The sequence below is a fragment of the Sorangium sp. So ce119 genome (genome assembly GCF_051524405.1).
Lineage (GTDB): Bacteria > Myxococcota_A > Polyangia > Polyangiales > Polyangiaceae > Sorangium > Sorangium cellulosum_G.
Map to the genome: position 1 here is coordinate 6587475 of NZ_CP150310.1, position 16083 is coordinate 6603557.

Here is a 16083-nt window from a genome sequence, read left to right on the forward strand (position 1 = left end):
GCTCGGCGACGCCGCGCCGCGAGGCGGCCCGCCGCGGCGCGGCGCTCCTGCCGCTCCCCCCCACGCACGCTTCCGCCACGCCGAGCGGCTCCTCCGGAGCGGCGGCTCCGGCCGTCAGAAGGCGTCGGTCTGGACCGTCAGCACCGCTTCGTCGAAGATCTCCGGGCTCGAGAAGAACGGGAAGGTCAGCGTCGTGCTGCCGAGGATCGCCTCGAGATCGTCGCCAACGGCCGTGAGCGTCACGCCGGTCCCCTCGCCCAGGCGGATGCCGGTGACGGCGTTCTCCTGGAGGATGTTGCCGTACCACGCGGATTGATGCCAGTAGTTGAACGTGGTGAGCGGGTTGGACGGCGCCGAGGGATCAGGCAGGGTGACGGGGCCGTTCAGCTCGAACGCGAGGCCCGCCGGCCGAGGAACGGAGACGGCCAGTTCGGCCCGAGGGCCCGGGGGATCCGTGATCTCGTACGACATGAAAGGAGCGTAGCGCGCGTTCACGCCGAGGAGGCGGAGGCGGGCCGCGAGGATCGGGTGGGTGGTCGCAAAGGCGATCTGGTAGAAGTTCTGATCTCCCGTGCCGGTCGGGGGAACGACGCCGACCCCGAGCTGCGCGAACACGCCTGGCTGGGCGAGATGGTCATTCACGCTGATCGCGGCGCAGTCCCCCGCCTGCGCGACCACGACGGCCATCCCGGGGGCAGCCTCGATCACGGTGTAGTCGTCGGGCACGAGCGGCGCCACGGCGGCGATGGGGGCGAGCCCCACGCCGGCGAACTCGTCGCAGTCGAGGTACCGAGCGCCGAAGTCGGGCGAGATGGAGATCGCCTCCTGCGAAGCGGCGAGCTCCGGGGCGGACTCCAGATCGTCCGGCCCCCCCGTCGCCCCGCAGGCAGTCACGACCGTCAGCGGAAAGATCATCACGAGCGCGCTCTTCTTCATCGGTCCTATCGACTCCAGTCCGGGGTTTCTCCCGGGCCGACGCTCCCACCGCTTTGCCGCCGCGTCGATGGCCATGCGCGGGGAAGAGCACAGATGCGTCGTGGATCCCCGATCCCTGCGCTTCGGGCCAGGGCGGCGCCAGGACCGGCGCGCCGGCCCTACCGGCGTTGACGGCGCAGGTCTCGTCGTCGGCGGCGAGCGCCGGCAGCACGGGGCAGCGTCCGGATCGATCAGTCCTTCCGGCCGGATCGTGGCCAGCGCGGAGTCAGCGCTTTATCTGGGCATCAGGCCAGAGCTCGAGGATCTCTTGCAGCTGCTGCTGGGGACCGAACTCTTCCCAGACAATACCATTGCAATCCCGTGCTTCGGAGAAGGCGCTGGCGGCATCGTCCTCCCATCCCAGATGACGCAGTCCCGGAACCTCGCCAGCGGGGATCTGACGAATAGAAAAGTTCACCGTGTCGGTGCGCCAGAGCGCATATTCGTCCGGCACGATCACTTGCGGCTGGGCCGCCAGGCGTTGCGTGTAATCCGCGATGGAATCCGTCAACGAGCGCACACCCAAGGCAACGTGGATCTTTCGCATCGACTACCCTCCGCACACCGCTGACGTCATGTCAGCGAGACACGCCATGACCGAACTCCGCACAGAAACCGACAGCATGGACGAGGCGAAGCGCCGGCCTCGGCGCGCGAGCCCGGCGCGCGCTCGGCCAACCTAGTGCCTCCCCTCGGTCTTGGCGATCCGTTTCGCCCGGCCGAAGCCAGCCTCGTGTCCAGGAAGCGCCTCGGCCGCAACCGCATGCCACCCCTCGCGGAGGCCCGGGTGCGCGTCCGGCAGTGGAACGCAGCTGCGGACCGAGCTCGCCGCAAGGTCGACGGGAGGCCCGACCACGGCGGCGCCCTTGCCGGCGCGGCCGCGGGTTGGTAGTGGCGCTCCTTCATGAGCGCAAGGCGGCTGTTTCCCATGCTCTCGACCGAGAGCCTGGATCGGGCGATCGAGTTTTACGGGACGCTCCTCGGCGGCGTGGAGACGTTTCGCTTCCCCGACAGCGGGCCCGCGGCCTTCGTCGCGCTGCGGCTGGGCGAGTCCGAGATCGGCCTGGGCGCGCTCGGGGCCGGCCCCGCCCTGCACGGGCAGCCCCTGCGACCGGCGTCGGGGCACCGCATCGAGCTCTGCGTCTATGTCGATGACGTCGACGTGACGGTCGAGCGCCTGCGGGCGGCCGGAGCGCCCGTCGTGCTCGAGCCCGCCGACCAGCCCTGGGGCGAGCGCGTCGCCTACGTCGTCGACCCCGACGGCAACCTGGTGATGCTGACCCGGTGACGCCATCCCCACGACGGGCCCCCGGCGGGTCCTCGCATGCGGGACACGCGGAGCTTCCGCTCTCGATGCCCCGCACGCGTCACGGGGTCGATCACCGGCGCGCGCCGGACCTGCCGCCTCGCTTCAGGCCCTCTTCGCGGCCGTGACCGGATCCACGTACGGCGCCACGGCGAGCTGCTCCCACGTGTTGTGGAGCCCGTCGAGGTACGTGACCGGGACCCCGGAGAGATCCGCGTCGTCGAGGCAGTTCAGGTTCACGGTGCAGTACGCCCCGCCGAGCATCGGGAGGTCTCCGTGCCCGAAGACGCGGACCCCGCAGGTCTTGCAGAAGCGGGCATGGCCGGCCTCGGACCGCGAGAAGTCGCCGAGGACCTCCTCGCCGGCGACGAGGCGGAAGGCGCTCGGCTTCACGATGATACCCCACCACCTCGTCTTCGCGCAGATGGTGCAGTTGCACTGGGTCGTCCCGGCGCTCGGGTCGAAGTCGGCCTCGAAGCGAACGGCGCGGCAGGCGCAGCTCCCCCTGTAGGTCCGGGCGCCGGGGGTCGTCGTGGTCTGCGCGGAAGCGGCGTTGCTCATGGGGGAAAGCTCCAGGGATTGAGGGGGCGCGGCGCCTTCGGCGGCTCGCCCGCGTGATGAGAGGAGGCTACACTGGCTTGCGGACAGATTCGGTCCGCAAGGATCCAGGAAGAGCGACGTGAGGACGAGGAGCGGCACGTGATCCAGACCTCCGCGCGCTTGCTGAAGCTGCTGTCGCTGCTGCAGTCCCGGCGCTTCTGGACGGGCGGGGAGCTCGCCCGCGAGCTCGAGATCACCGAGCGCAGCGTCCGGCGCGACGTGGACCGGCTCCGGAGCCTCGGGTACCCGGTGCACGCGGCCACGGGCACCGGCGGCGGGTACCAGCTCGGCGCCGGGAAGGAGCTGCCGCCGCTCCCGCTCGAGGACGACGAGGCGGTCGCCGTCGCCGTCGGGCTGCGCGCCGCGGCGACCGGGCCCGTGAAGGGGCTGGAGGAGGCGTCGGTGCGCGCGCTCGCGAAGCTCGATCAGGTGCTCCCGAAGCGGCTCCGGCGCAAGGTGAGCGCGCTCGAGGCCGTGAGCGTGCGGCTGGGCGAGGGCGGGCCCACCTTCGACGCGGACGCGCTCGCCGCGATGGCGAACGCCTGCCGCGACGCCGAGGTGCTGCACTTCGACTACAGCAGCCACAGCGGCGCGGCGAGCGCGCGCGTCGTCGAGCCGTACCGGCTCGTGCACACGAGCCGCCGCTGGTACCTGCTCTCGTACGACCTCCATCGCGAGGCGTGGCGGACGTTCCGCGTCGATCGCATCCAGGGCAGACCGAGGGCGGCGGGCCGCTTCAAGCCGCGCCCGCTGCCCGCCGAGGACGTGGCCGCCTACGTGTCGCAGTCGGTCTCGACGGACACGTACCGGTTCCGCGCGCGCGTGACGGTGCAGGCGCCCGCGGACGTCGTCTCGGCGCAGCTCTCCGGCGTGGCGGGGCGCGTCGAGCCGCTGGCGCCGGACCGCTGCGTGGTCCACACCGGCGGCGGGACCCTCGAGTCGCTCGCGTTCCACCTCGGGTTCATGGGGTTCGAGTTCGAGGTGCACGAGCCGCAGGAGCTGATCGAGGTCCTCCGCCGCCTGGCCGATCGCCTCGGCCGGGCCGCGGGGCGCGCCGGAGCGGCGGCGCAGGGCCCAGGCGCCTCTGGGCCTCCTGTCGGCCGCCCGGACACCACGGTCGCATGATGCCTTCTTGCCCGGGAGAAGGGCTATGTTGGGCCCGTGTTCGGCATCGTGCTCGATCGCGCCTCGCGGCGCTCGCTGGCGCTGCAGCTCGCGGACGGGCTGCGCAAGGCGGTCGTCGCCGGCGAGCTCGCGCCCGGCGACAGGCTCCCGCCGTCGCGCCTGCTGGCGGCGGAGCTGGGGATCTCCCGGCGGCTGGTGACGGACGCCTACGAGCAGCTCACCGGTGAGGGCTATTTCGAGACCCGCGCGGGCCACGGGACCTACGCCGCCGCGCTGCCGGCGCGGGCGCCGCACGCCCGCGTCCCGGCGGCGGTGCCCCTCCGACGGCGTCGGCCCGCCATCCACTTCGACTTCACCCCCGGGATCCCCGATCTCGCCAGGTTCCCGCGGCAAGCGTGGCGCCGCGCCGCGGACGACGCGATCTCGCTGGCGCAGGCCGCCGATCTCTCGTACGGCCCGCCGCTCGGCGACGCCCGGCTGCGCCAGGCGATCTCCGACTACCTGTACCGGTTCCGCGGGCTGGCCGCCGATCCGGCGCAGATCTGCGTCACCTCCGGCACCTCGCACTCGCTGTCGCTGCTCTCGCGGCTCCTCCCCGCCACGACCCTCTTCTGCGAGGAGCCCGGGCTCACCTTCGCCCGCGACGCCTTCACCTCGGCCGGGTTCCGCTGCCGCCCGGTGCACGTCGACGACGCCGGCGCGCTCCCGTCCGGCCTGGGCGAGGTGCCCCGCGGCGCGCTCTTCTATCTGACGCCCTCGCACCAGTTTCCGACAGGCGCGCTCCTGCCGCTCAAGCGGCGGGTGAAGTTCCTGGAGCTGGCCGCCCCGGCGGAAGGGCTTGTGCTCGAGGACGACTACGACTCCGAGTTCCGCTTCCGTGGCAGCCCGGTCCCGCCGCTCGCCTCGCTCGACGCCGAGCGCGTCGTCTACCTGGGGACCTTCTCGAAGTGCCTCGCGCCCTTCGTGCGGGTCGGGTACCTCATCGCCCCGCCCCACCTCGTGGGCCCGATCGCGGACCTGGTGCGGCGCACCAACCTCCGGGGCTCCATCCCGCACGAGCGGACGCTGGCCCGCTTCATCGAGGAGGGCCACCTCGAGCGCCATGTCTTCGCCATGAAGCGGCGCTACCGCGCCCGGCTGGAGGCGATCCTCTCCTTCCTGGAGAGCCGGTATGGGGATCAGGTCCGCACCGGCGGCGGTGAGACCGGCTTCCACCTGCACGTGCGCTTCCGCGGGCGGCGCTTCGGCCCGGCCTTCACCGACGTCTGCAGCGCGGAGGGGCTGCGGATCTCGACCGAGGACGAGTTCCGGGCCGAGCCGTCGAGCGAGGGCGACGCGCTGGTGCTCGGCTACGGCAACGTGGCGGACGAGAAGCTCGACGAGGGCCTCGAGCTGCTGGGAGCCCTCGTCGAGCGGCATGCGGACCGTGAGAGCAGTTCGCCGTGAGCCCTCCGTCGCCGCGTCTGCGGCGATGCGCTCTGCAAGGGGAAAACAATTCGGAGACGCAGAAATAAACCTGAATAGTTTCGAAATGTTGGCTGCTGTGCCCGACAGCTGCGTGGCAGGCGCGGGGAGGCCGGGGGAGCTGTACGGGGCCATGGGCGCGCCCGTGCCGGTGCCGGCGGCGCGGGTCGTCAAGGGCGCGGCTTCGGATCGCTGCGCCCGGGGACGCGCTCGGGCCAGTGGTCGTTCACCATCCAGCGGCTCGGTGAGGAGGAACTCGGCGCGGCCGCCGTCGAGCGCAGGGCGCCGGAGCCGATCGGCGCGGTGCCTCGCCGCGGCGCGGGCGTCGGGCCGCCGGACGGCCGCTCCGCACCTAGGCGACGCCGAGGTCCCCGGGCACGAACTCGGGGCCGCCGTCGTCTACCTAGGCACGCTCGGGTTGTCGCGGATGTCGGCCACCTCCGCTAGTTCCGCGTGTCAGAAATCCCGCCAGGATTCCGCTGCGGGGGCGAACCGTCGCGGACCGTCGCTTTCTTCGGGATTTCAGGGGGGCGTGACGACGGATCGCTCGCCCTCGGGAGGGATGGACCCAACCCCGGCCCAACGAATAGGCGTTTGCGGGACTGCGCCGCGACCTCGCCGCCGCTGCGGCTCAGGCGCAGTCCCGCAAACGCCTATTCGTTGTCGAAATTCGCGGCGAAAACGCGCCCTCACCGCGTGGCGTGCGGCGTGCGGTGTCGGCGCCGTGTGGCCAGCGCGGCTCGCACCACGGGCGTCGTCTACGAGCGCCGTCGCCCCGAGAAGACGACGCTCTACGAGATCGTGCGCGACAACGTGGAGACGCTGTACGGGGCCATCGACGACGGCGCCATCGCGGTCCGGATACCCAAGCACGCGAAGAAGGAGATCGAAGCCTACCTCGACTGCGGGCTGCTCTGCCGCGGGTTCGCGCGGCTCCGGTGCGAGCGCTGCGAAGAGAGTCGGCTGGTGGCCTTCAGCTGTAAAGGACGCGGTTTCTGCCCGTCGTGTCTGGTCCGACGCATGTGTTCCACGGCGGCGAACCTGATCGAGGACGTCCTGCCCGAGGTGGCGCACCGTCCGTGGGGGGTGACGTCTCCGTTTCCGTGGCGGCGCAGGCTCGCCCAGGACGGGGCGTTGTTCGGCGTGCTGACCCGCATCTTCGTCGAGAGCGTGGAACGAGCGGGCCGGATCGCATCGGTTTCACGCCGCTCACCCGGCTCGGGCGGAGCCGCACGACCCGGCTTCGGCCCCCCTCACGGCAACGCCGCGCCCGCCGCCGCGCGGCGCGCGCGCGCGTCGTCGTCGCAGCGTCGTCACGGACAGCGCGGCGCCGTGTACTCACCGCTCGGGTTGCCGCCCATGAGCGCCGCAGTGGTGGTCACGCGGAACCGCACCTCGGCGCTGTCGATCGCGAGGATCTCGAGCGTGCCCGAGCCGAAGAGCGTGCCGCCGCCCATCGGGCAGTCGTCCGGCGCTGGCGAGTAGGGCGCGCCCGTCTCGAAGACCGAGGCGTGGAGCGCGAAATCGTCGAGTTCGTAGACGCCGACCTGCTGGTAGGCGATCGGCAGGACGAAGCGCAGCTGCCAGTGCTCACCGCAGGGGAGGGACCTCGGATAGACATCACAGGACTCGCCCATGTCCGAGATGTGGAGCATCAGATCGTTGGGATCCTGGTCGGGCTGCCCGCCGGCCGCCGCGGTCGAGACCACGGTGCCGGTCTCGTTCATGATCTGATCGTAATATGCCTGCATGAGGGCTTCGCGCTGCGCGCGCGTCATCGCGACGGCCGCCGACAGCGGACCCGTATCGCCACCCCCGGCGCCGCCCGCGCCGCCGGTGCCAGGCGGCCCCGGAGGATCGTTCGAATCCGGCGGATCGTGCGCGCCGCCGTTGAAGACGTCGGAGATATCCACCGAGCCGCCGTCCCAGAAAGCAGGGTCGCAGGCGGTCAGCACGAGCGGAATCAAAGCGACGAAGACCGATCTGTTGTTCATGGCTGTACCGACCATGCAGCTCCGGTGCCAGGGCGGGAGAATGCGAAAGCGCTGCTCGCGGCGATTCAGACGCTCGGTGCACGATAGCGCTGCGTGCCAGATTGTGCCGTGGCGCATGCGAGGGAGCTCGATGGCCCAAGGGCCGCATGGCAGTCGGCCCGCGGGCCTTGGTCGCCGGCTCCGCTGCCATGCGTCGAGCTCGGCGGGCGGGACATCGTTCCGGACGTTCTGTATTCTCTTCCCGAGACACGCTGCAAGGAAGACCGCCATGTCGCAACGCTGGAAGATCGCGGCCCTGCCGCTCGCCTTTGCGCTGCTCGACGCCGGCTGCGCCGACCCCGGGCAGGACGCCTCGCCCGGCGCCACGGGCGGCGGATCCAGCTCGGTGAGCTCCGCGTCCAGCTCGGCCGGCGGGGCCTCGTCGAGCGAGGCCAGCAGCTCGTCGACAGGCCAGCCGCCCGGCGATCCGGTCGAGGTCGACTGCCGCACTCCCGGGGACGGGAAGTCCACGCTGGCCTTCGTCAACCGGTGCGACGAGCCGCTCCAGTTCCTGGGCAGCCTCATCGAGGGCGGGGAGCTCGGCCCGGGGCAGTTCGCGTGCCGCGACGTGGGCACCAGCGAGGAGCCGCTGTCGTCGCTGCGCTACTGGGCGTATGCCGGTTCGGATCCCGGCGGCGGCCGACACACGCTGGCCGAGATGACCCTCAACACCGATTTCAACGATTTCGACTGGTACAACATCAGCCACGTGGACGCGCACAACCTCCCCCTGGCGATCGTGCCCGTCGGCCTGCCGGACTGCCGCACGCTGGCGTGTCCGGAGAGCCTGCTCGCGCGATGTCCGGAGGTGGGCCGCTACGAGGACGCGAGCGGCGCGACGATCTCCTGCGTGAGCCCCGACCGGGACGATCCCACGAACCCCGTGGCCGTGTACTTCGAAGAGCAATGCAAGGATGCCTATTCCTGGTCGGGGGACGACCAGGAGTCGATGGCCGCCTGCGCGGGGGAAGACTACGACATCGTGTTCTGCCCTTGACCGAGCTCCTCGGCATTCTCGCGCCCGGCTCAATCCCCGCGGCACGACCGAACCGGGGATCCCCGGGCGCGGCGCTCCGTGCTAGGTCAGCCGCGTGGCCACCAAGGACCGCCGCGCGCGCAAGCAAGCTCCGGAGGGCGGCCGCCGCCTCCCGGTGACCCCGGGGCCGCGCCGGGGGCGCCGAGAGCCCGCCGCGCTCCCCGACACCATCTGCAAGGGGCGGATGAAGCTCGTCGCCATGGTGACCGAGCCAAGGAACATCGCCCGCTTCCTCTCCGCGCTCGGCGAGCCGACCGATGTTCCAGCACGCTCTCCCAGCGTCCACGCGGCGGCCACCGTACTGGAAAAGCACCGTTCTGCGCCGCAAGGCGCCCGGTGACGCCGCATAGCGTCTCGCGACGCGCCTCCCGGGCCAGACCAACGCCCGGACGGACACGTGTGCCCACGGCACGCCGATGCGCCCCTAGCGCGCTCGGCGCCGCCCGGACCACGCTCTTTCGACCCAGGACCGAGCCATCACGACGCTCGCGGTCCCACCCTTTCGGTTTGCTGCGCTACACTTCTTCGCGCTGCGAGCCGGCTTCTTTTACCTACGCGCTCCGGCTTCTTTTACCTACGCGCGAGGCGGCGGCGCTCCCGGCTACCCTGCGGGCGCCGTCGGCGCCGTCGGCGCCGGCGAGCTCGCGCCGCGGCGTGGACACCCCGCCGCCCCCCGCTCGCCGAGGGCGCGACCTCGAGGTGGCGACGTAGAGGCCCGGCGCGCGGGCGCGCTCAGGGCAGGAGCACGATCGGGTACACAAACTTTAGGTAAAGAGCATAGAACGCCAACGCTAGCGCCAGAATAGCCGTGCCCTGAAGCGACGACTTGAAGGCGATGCCGTCAAGTCCCAGCTTCAACTCGTGCGCCGCCTCGTCGTCAGGCTCAGGCTTCCCTTTGCCCTTCGCGGCAGCCCCCTTCAGCGGGGCAACCTTGGCGCGCGTTTTTCGAGCGTTATCAAACTCCAGCCACGCCATCCACAATGCTACGCCAAGGATGATGTGGACGACCACGAACATAACTCGTCCGAGGCGATTGTACCAAGCAAGCTCATCCCGGTGTTCGGCTAGCTTCTCGATCTCGCGATCCAGTTCGGCCAGCGCCAGTTGTTGCAGCTTGGCCCGGAGTTCCGGGCCGTCGGCCTCGTCACAGGCAGCGGCCGCTGACGCGGGGGTAGGAGCTGCGGGGGTAGCTGCGGGGGTAGGAGCTGCGGGGGTAGCTGCGGGGGTAGCTGCGGGGGTAGGAGCTGAACCTGCTGCGGCCGCCGTGGCTCTGGCTTTGCGCCTCTCTATCTCCCTCAGCTTCTGCAAAGCAGTCTGGGGCTCTGCATGTGCCGTGACCGCAGCGAGCAACATTGCGGCGAGTACGGCCGCGGCGATCCTGACTCGTCTCATCCGACAAGAGTACAGGAGCCGCAGCCGGGCGGAAGCAGGTCGCGCGCCGCCGTGGCGCGCGCGTTGCCGCCCTCACTCCGCCGCGTCAGCGCCCGCGTCCTCCGCGCGCCGCGCCCCCGACGCGGGGGTCTCGCCCTCCTCCGCCAGCGCCACGTCGATCGCCTCGAACACCGGCGCCAGCCGCACCAGCGCTGCAGATCTAGGCCGGCTTCGCCGCGAGGTACAGCCGCCTCGCTTCGGCGGCACGCAGCGTCCGCACCTCCAGGAGCTTCTGCGCGGTGGCCTCGACAGCAGGCCACGCGGCGCGGAGGTGGCCGCGGGCGCGGTCGCGGAGTTCGTCGACAGCCCGCTGCGCCTGCGGCCCGGCCAAGTACAACCCCAGGTCCGCGATCTGCTCACGGTCCCCGCTCCAGCCCCACTCGGCAGGCTCGCCGCCGTAGCGCTCGACCTCTGCGAGGTAGCCGCCGAACAGGACCATGATCTCGGCTTCCAGCCGGCGCGCGACGCGCGGCCCCTGACCGGGCAGGTCGGGGCGGAACAAGAACGGCCACGGTGTGCCCACCCCCCGGCCAGCGCTGTCCCCACGCGGCTTGATGGTCACCCGTCGGAAGGGCACCCGGAGCAGGCAGGAGAGCACGGCGTGCCCCGCCTCGTGGATGGCTGTCCTCTCGAGCGCCTCGGTCATCGGGCTGCCTCCCATCGGTTCGTGCCCACGAGCCGGCGGCGGCTGGAGCGGATCTCCTCGATCTTCGCCACGAGTGCCGGCGAAGGGCGGAACCACTCGCCGTGATCGCGCTTGGCCGCGAACTCGTCGTGGAGTGCGCGGCGTGCGGTGTCGGCGCCGTGTGGCCAGCGCGGCTCGCACCACGGGCGTCGTCTACGAGCGCCGTCGCCCCGAGAAGACGACGCTCTACGAGATCGTGCGCGACAACGTGGAGACGCTGTACGGGGCCATCGACGACGGCGCCATCGCGGTCCGGATACCCAAGCACGCGAAGAAGGAGATCGAAGCCTACCTCGACTGCGGGCTGCTCTGCCGCGGGTTCGCGCGGCTCCGGTGCGAGCGCTGCGAAGAGAGTCGGCTGGTGGCCTTCAGCTGTAAAGGACGCGGTTTCTGCCCGTCGTGTCTGGGCCGACGCATGTGTGCCACGGCGGCGAACCTGATCGAGGACGTCCTGCCCGAGGTGGCGCACCGTCCGTGGGGGGTGACGTCTCCGTTTCCGTGGCGGCGCAGGCTCGCCCAGGACGGGGCGTTGTTCGGCGTGCTGACCCGCCTCTTCGTCGAGAGCGTGGAGCGGTTCTACGAAGAGCGCGGTGCGCGCCGAGGCGCGTGCGGCGCGGTCAAGAGCGGCGCGGTGACCGCCGTGCAACGCAGGTCCGGCGACATGCGGCTCAATCCGCATCTGCACGTGGTCTTCCTCGACGGGGCTTATCACGAAGACGGCACCGAGCTCGTGTGGAACGAGCTCGGTCACCTGCGAACGGGCGAGGTCGGTCAGGTCATAGAGCACGCCGTCGGGCGGATGCTCCGAACCCTTCGGCGGCACGGGCATCTCGACATCGAGCACGACGTCGAGGAGGACGGCGAGCCCGAGGCAGCGCTCTGTGCCTCCGCCGTCTCGGGACGAGAGTCGCGCCACACGTCGTCGCCCCGCAATGGCTCCGCGGGCTCTCGCCGTCTTCGCCGAGCGCGCTCGCGTACGACAAGCCGCTGTGCGCTGCGCTCGATGGCTTCACCTTGCACGCAGCGACGCGCGCCGGTGCGCACCATGCCGCGGCGAGGGAGGCGCTGCTGCGTTACGTGCTGCGACCCCCGATCGCAAAGGAGCGCGTCGAGCCGCAGCAGGACGGCCTGGTGCGGCTGTCGCTCAAGCGCGCCTTCGCTGACGGGACCGTCGCGGTGGACATGGATCCGCTCTCGCTCCTGTGCCGCCTCGCGGCCAGCGTCCCGCCGCCGCGCTTTCACACCGTCAAGTACGCTGGCGTGCTCGCCTCGGCAAGTCGCCCACGTTGGCGCGCAAGCGCATCGGACCGCGCCCTGCGAAGCCACAAGAGCCTACGAAGGCGGACGAAGACGCCGCTTCGAAACGCAAGCGTGGCGGCTATCGGGCGGTCGACAAACCGCGCCGAGCTCTTGCGCCGCACATTTGCGATCGACGTCCTCGAGTGCCCAGCTTGCAAGGGGCGGATGAAGCTCGTCGCCATGGTGACCGAGCCAAGGAACATCGCCCGCTTCCTCTCCGCGCTCGGCGAGCCGACCGATGTTCCAGCACGCTCTCCCAGCGTCCACGCGGCGGCCGCCGTACTGGAAGAGCACCGTTCGTAAGCGCTGCATGAAGCGCCGTCGGCCCCAACCTCGGTCAGCTGGTGCAGGATGGGGGCGATGGAACCGGCTCGGTCAGCTCGTCGCGCGCTGCTCTTCCGCGGGAAGCGGAGGCGGGACGCTGATCGGCCCGAGGGCGAGGTTCAGCTCGTCGGCGACGAGCCGGGCGCGGGTGCGCGCCCAGTACCTGGGGGCGAGCTCGAGGTAGCGGTCCCGCGGCCAGTAGGGCATCGCGCGAATGACGTCGGCCAGGTAGGCCTCCGGGTCGAGCCCGTGCAGCTTGCAGCTCGCCACGAGCGAGAAGAGGTTGGCCGCGGCGGAGGCGTGGTCGTCGCTGCCGAAGAAGAGCCAGGACTTTCTCGCGACAGCAATGGATCTCAGCGCTCTCTCGCTGGCGTTGTTCTCCAGGCGCAGGCGACCGTCGTCGAGGAAGCGCCGCAAGGGCTGCTCTTGATGGAGGGCGTAGCCGAGCGCGGTGGAGACCAGGCCGCGCTCGCGAGGACGCGCGTGCTCGGCCCTGGCCCAGGCAAAGAACGCGTCCACCAGAGGGCGGACGACGGCATCTCGGCGCACCTTGCGCTGCGCGGGCGCAAGATCCGCGAGCGCGCGATCGGCAGCGAAGATGACGTTGATGCGACGCAGCCCCTCGACACCGAGCTCGTGCTTGCAGACCGCCGCCTCCCAGAAGTTGGTACGGCAATGCGACCAGCATCCGACTTCGGTCGGGGGCGGACCGCGCTTCTCGTCGGCAGCAGCGCCTCTTGGTGGTGTGCCGCGGAAGAGGGCGTCGTAGATGGCGTGAGCGTCAGCTTGAATATACCGAGAGAAGCCGCGGAACATATCGCAGACCGCAGCGCTGGTATGCTTGGGCTGGTACTCGAAGAAGACGTGATCCTTGTCCGCGAGGACGACGAAGAAGTGTGCCTTGCGGCACGGCCCGGGCTTCTTGTCCTTGCGCTCCTGGATGGGCCCAGGCTGGATGGAGACCCCGGTGGCGTCCGTGGACAGGCAGAAGGCGGTCTCGAAGGCCTCTTTGCGCGCGGCCTCGACGATGGCGCCCAGGGTCGCACCGACGTCTTCGGCGTAGCGGCACATCGTGCCGCGATCGAGCGACGCGCCCTGAAGCTCCAGCTGCTGCTCCAGTCGATAGAACGGGACGCCGAGCAGGTACTTGCTGGTGAGGATGTGCGCAATCATCGACGGCGCGAGGAACGACCGCCGGAACAGCTCCTTCGGAAGCGGCGTCGTGATGAAGACCGTGCAGGTCTCGCCCGTCGGCGCCGGCGGCGGCGCATCGAGCGAGGGCGCGTCGAGCGCTGTGGAGGAAGCGCTCGGCTCGCCGGCCGCTGCCGCGTCCTCCGGGCTGACGCTCGCAGCGGGCGTCGGCGTCGGGGCTTCTCTCGCGACGACCTGGAGCGGGGCCGCTTCCCCCTCGCCAGAGCTGCTCGCATCCGTGACGGACCGCTCGGCCTTGTACACGACGCGTGCGAGCACGATGCGGCGCATTCCGCCGCGCTCGTAGCCGAGTCGCGAGGTCTCCTCGACCCCGATGCGCGTCGCCGTCGCATCGAGCTCGGGGCAGGAGAGCTCGATGCGGACGACGGGCAGGTCGGACTCGGACAGGTCGCGACGGCCCTTGCCGCCGGACCTTCGTTTCGGCCCCTTGGGGTCGTCGTGCTGCCGCTCGTCGCCCGTGTTGCGCTCGGCGGCGTCGAGTGCCTTCTCGAGGCGCTGGACCTCGAGGAACATCGAGTCGAACGCCAGCTGCTCCGCGCTCACCTCGGCGCGCTCCGCCTTGGCCACGAACAGTCGATGTCGCAGAAGCTGCAGCTGCTCGAGCGCACGGGTGTAGGCGCGCCGAAGCTGCGCGAGCGCATCGCGCGCTCCCACGAGCTCGCTCTTTGCCGCGGCGAGCTCCGCTTCGAGCTGCGCGATGCGCTGCTGCTCGGCCGAGAGCGTCGGCTTGGCGGCGGCGTCGTGCACGACGCCGCTCTACGTAAGCCACGCGTACTTGTCGAGCGAATTCGTGCGGCTCAGTGGACGCGGCGCGGTGCGCGCCTTCGCGGTTTGGACGTGGGCGCGATCTCGATGCCGTCGAGCAGGGTCTCGAGCGTCGCGTCGTCCACCTCGACGTGCGTGGCGCCCTCGGTCGGGGGGTCGGGAAGTGCGAACGCTCCGCGATCAAGGCGTTTTGAAAACAGGCAGATTCCACTGCCATCGAAGAAGAGAATCTTGATCGTGGTCCGCCGCTTGCCGACGAACGCGAACAGCGCTCCGCAGCGCGCTTCGTACCCCACACGCTCACGGATGAGACCCGAAAGCCGCTCGAAGCCGTAGCGCATGTCCACCGGCTCCAGCGCGACGAACACCTGCACGCCCGCCGGAATCATCGCGCCGCTCCGCCGAGGGCACGGACCACCTCCGCCAGCAGCGCGGGGTCGAACCCCGCGGCGACGCGCACCCGAGCTCCGCCGACCTCGACGACGAGCTCCGCAGCGCTGCTCGTCACGGCGGGCGCCTTCGGCACCAGGCGCAGAAAGCGCGGTGGCTCGGCCCGCGACAGCCGGCTCGACCAGCCGTGCAGCGTCGAGGCCGCAAATCCGCGGCTCCGAGCGAACTCCTCCGCCGTTTCACCACTCTCGCGCCATGCCCGAACGCGCTCGGACCACATCACTTCGGTCGCCTTCGTCCTTGTCATGCACGCCATCATGAACTGGACAGCGCAGCCGGGGAGAGACGGCGCTTCGCGCAGCGCTTACCACCGTTCTGCGCCGCAAGGCGCCCGGTGACGCCGCATAGCGTCTCGCGACGCGCCTCCCGGGCCAGACCAACGCCCGGACGGACACGTGTGCCCACGGCACGCCGATGCGCCCCTAGCGCGCTCGGCGCCGCCCGGACCACGCTCTTTCGACCCAGGACCGAGCCATCACGACGCTCGCGGTCCCACCCTTTCGGTTTGCTGCGCACCACTTCTTCGCGCTGCGATCCGGCTTCTTTTACCTACGCGCTCGGGCGTCCGCTCGTTGCGACGGCCGTTACAGCCGAGCGAGCCGTCCGTCTTCGAGCGGCACCCAGGGGGGCTGAAGCCGAGTACGTCTCGGTTCCGGCCATGGGCAGGCTTGGCGCATACGTGAGTCGATTATTGGCCCTCCTTCATCCGCGGCTCGATGGGCGGATCGAGCGCATCACCATGGAGCTCGCGCAACAGGATCGCGGCGTGACGAACTCCGTTCTCGATCGCATCTAGAGGATCCTCCCCAGGTACGTTGTAGCTGCGCCCGTCAACTTCCACAGGGATAACCCACGGCCACTTTTTCTCCGGTGTGCTTCGGGTCGGCTCGTGGATGCGAACCAAGATGTCACGCGATTCGCCGCCCTCTCCGGTCACCTTGAATATTAGATCCATCATCACTTACACCTCTTGTCACACTCTTTGAGGCATCGCCCAAGCTCCTCGGTGCATTGGCTCCGACAGTTCCTGTCCCCTTTGGGGCAATTGTCCCAGCATCGTTCCCATGCTTGGTCGCACTTTTCCTTGCACGCCTCTAGGCAGTCGGGGGTGCACCCTGCCATCGCCTCATAGGATCCGCTTCCCACCGGTGCGTTTTGCGGCTCCAGCGGCACATACCCGAAGGCCCCGTCCCCTCCTGTCGGGGTGATGATGCTACCGCCGGCGCCTGCGTTCCCCTCACCGCGGACATAGCACTCTCCCACATCGTAGTTGCATGCTGCGAGACCGAAGCAGAGAAAAATAGATAGCTTGTTCATTTTGACTTTGCCCTGAATCTCCAAACAGGCCCAGTGGTCACCGTCACAACCAGACTTCCGG

General features: G+C 70.3%; 16 protein-coding genes and 1 pseudogene. 8 read left to right on the plus strand and 9 right to left on the minus strand.

From position 1 onward, the window contains the following. Positions 1–114: 114 nt before the first annotated feature. Positions 115–936, minus strand: a complete 822-nt coding sequence (locus tag WME76_RS24810; protein ID WP_437954762.1) for a hypothetical protein — start codon at positions 934–936, stop codon at positions 115–117. Between the two features lie 265 nt (positions 937–1201). After that, positions 1202–1522 (minus strand): hypothetical protein, encoded by a 321-nt coding sequence (locus WME76_RS24815; protein WP_437954763.1) that lies wholly within the window; start codon positions 1520–1522, stop codon positions 1202–1204. A 381-nt stretch (positions 1523–1903) separates the two neighbouring features. On the opposite strand from WME76_RS24815, the gene WME76_RS24820 reads away from it, so the two are divergent. Further along, positions 1904–2263, plus strand: coding sequence for a VOC family protein (locus WME76_RS24820; protein ID WP_437954764.1), 360 nt, complete (start codon positions 1904–1906; stop codon positions 2261–2263). Positions 2264–2386: 123 nt separating this feature from the next. Here WME76_RS24820 and WME76_RS24825 read toward each other — a convergent pair whose 3' ends face one another. Further along, positions 2387–2842 carry a GFA family protein gene (locus tag WME76_RS24825; protein ID WP_437954765.1) on the minus strand — a complete coding sequence of 152 codons (456 nt, stop codon included), beginning with the start codon at positions 2840–2842 and terminating at the stop codon, positions 2387–2389. A gap of 138 nt (positions 2843–2980) precedes the next feature. Here WME76_RS24825 and WME76_RS24830 point away from each other — a divergent pair, with 138 nt between their 5' ends. The 5 genes from WME76_RS24830 to WME76_RS24850 all read left to right on the plus strand — a co-directional run bounded on the left by WME76_RS24830 (position 2981) and on the right by WME76_RS24850 (position 8879). Beyond that, positions 2981–4006, plus strand: a complete 1026-nt coding sequence (locus WME76_RS24830) for a helix-turn-helix transcriptional regulator (protein WP_437954766.1) — start codon at positions 2981–2983, stop codon at positions 4004–4006. A gap of 36 nt (positions 4007–4042) precedes the next feature. Beyond that, on the plus strand, positions 4043–5452 hold the full coding sequence (locus tag WME76_RS24835) for a PLP-dependent aminotransferase family protein (RefSeq protein WP_437954767.1): 1410 nt from the start codon (positions 4043–4045) through the stop codon (positions 5450–5452). 612 nt (positions 5453–6064) lie between these two features. Continuing rightward, positions 6065–6955 carry a transposase zinc-binding domain-containing protein gene (locus WME76_RS24840; RefSeq protein WP_437954768.1) on the plus strand — a complete coding sequence of 297 codons (891 nt, stop codon included), beginning with the start codon at positions 6065–6067 and terminating at the stop codon, positions 6953–6955. A gap of 777 nt (positions 6956–7732) precedes the next feature. Then, positions 7733–8500, plus strand: a complete 768-nt coding sequence (locus WME76_RS24845) for a thaumatin family protein (RefSeq protein ID WP_437954769.1) — start codon at positions 7733–7735, stop codon at positions 8498–8500. Between the two features lie 94 nt (positions 8501–8594). Then, positions 8595–8879 (plus strand): hypothetical protein, encoded by a 285-nt coding sequence (locus WME76_RS24850; protein ID WP_437954770.1) that lies wholly within the window; start codon positions 8595–8597, stop codon positions 8877–8879. A gap of 392 nt (positions 8880–9271) precedes the next feature. Here the strand turns inward: WME76_RS24850 and WME76_RS24855 are convergent, their stop codons facing one another. Together WME76_RS24855 and WME76_RS24860 are read right to left on the minus strand one after the other, a co-directional pair. After that, positions 9272–9550 carry a hypothetical protein gene (locus tag WME76_RS24855; protein WP_437954771.1) on the minus strand — a complete coding sequence of 93 codons (279 nt, stop codon included), beginning with the start codon at positions 9548–9550 and terminating at the stop codon, positions 9272–9274. A 580-nt stretch (positions 9551–10130) separates the two neighbouring features. Next, entirely contained in the window at positions 10131–10616 is a 486-nt protein-coding gene (locus tag WME76_RS24860) for a hypothetical protein (RefSeq protein ID WP_437954772.1), read from the minus strand. Between WME76_RS24860 and WME76_RS24865 the strand changes: the two are divergent. Both WME76_RS24865 and WME76_RS24870 read left to right on the plus strand, forming a co-directional pair. Next, positions 10588–11424: pseudogene (locus tag WME76_RS24865) on the plus strand (transposase zinc-binding domain-containing protein); the annotation flags it as partial. The gene WME76_RS24860 and the pseudogene WME76_RS24865 sit on opposite strands and share 29 nt — an antisense overlap. Then, positions 11388–12257 carry a transposase gene (locus WME76_RS24870; protein WP_437962157.1) on the plus strand — a complete coding sequence of 290 codons (870 nt, stop codon included), beginning with the start codon at positions 11388–11390 and terminating at the stop codon, positions 12255–12257. The pseudogene WME76_RS24865 and the gene WME76_RS24870, both read left to right, overlap by 37 nt. A gap of 72 nt (positions 12258–12329) precedes the next feature. Here the strand turns inward: WME76_RS24870 and tnpC are convergent, their stop codons facing one another. From tnpC to WME76_RS24890, 4 genes are all read right to left on the minus strand, one after another. Then, positions 12330–14237: an IS66 family transposase gene (gene tnpC, locus WME76_RS24875; protein WP_437954773.1), complete on the minus strand. Its 1908-nt coding sequence runs from the start codon at positions 14235–14237 to the stop codon at positions 12330–12332. Between the two features lie 50 nt (positions 14238–14287). Further along, positions 14288–14629 carry an IS66 family insertion sequence element accessory protein TnpB gene (tnpB, locus tag WME76_RS24880; RefSeq protein ID WP_437297537.1) on the minus strand — a complete coding sequence of 114 codons (342 nt, stop codon included), beginning with the start codon at positions 14627–14629 and terminating at the stop codon, positions 14288–14290. 11 nt (positions 14630–14640) lie between these two features. Further along, positions 14641–14964, minus strand: a complete 324-nt coding sequence (gene tnpA / locus WME76_RS24885; RefSeq protein WP_436617722.1) for an IS66 family insertion sequence element accessory protein TnpA — start codon at positions 14962–14964, stop codon at positions 14641–14643. A gap of 429 nt (positions 14965–15393) precedes the next feature. Then, positions 15394–15663: a hypothetical protein gene (locus WME76_RS24890; RefSeq protein ID WP_437954774.1), complete on the minus strand. Its 270-nt coding sequence runs from the start codon at positions 15661–15663 to the stop codon at positions 15394–15396. Positions 15664–16083: the final 420 nt, after the last annotated feature.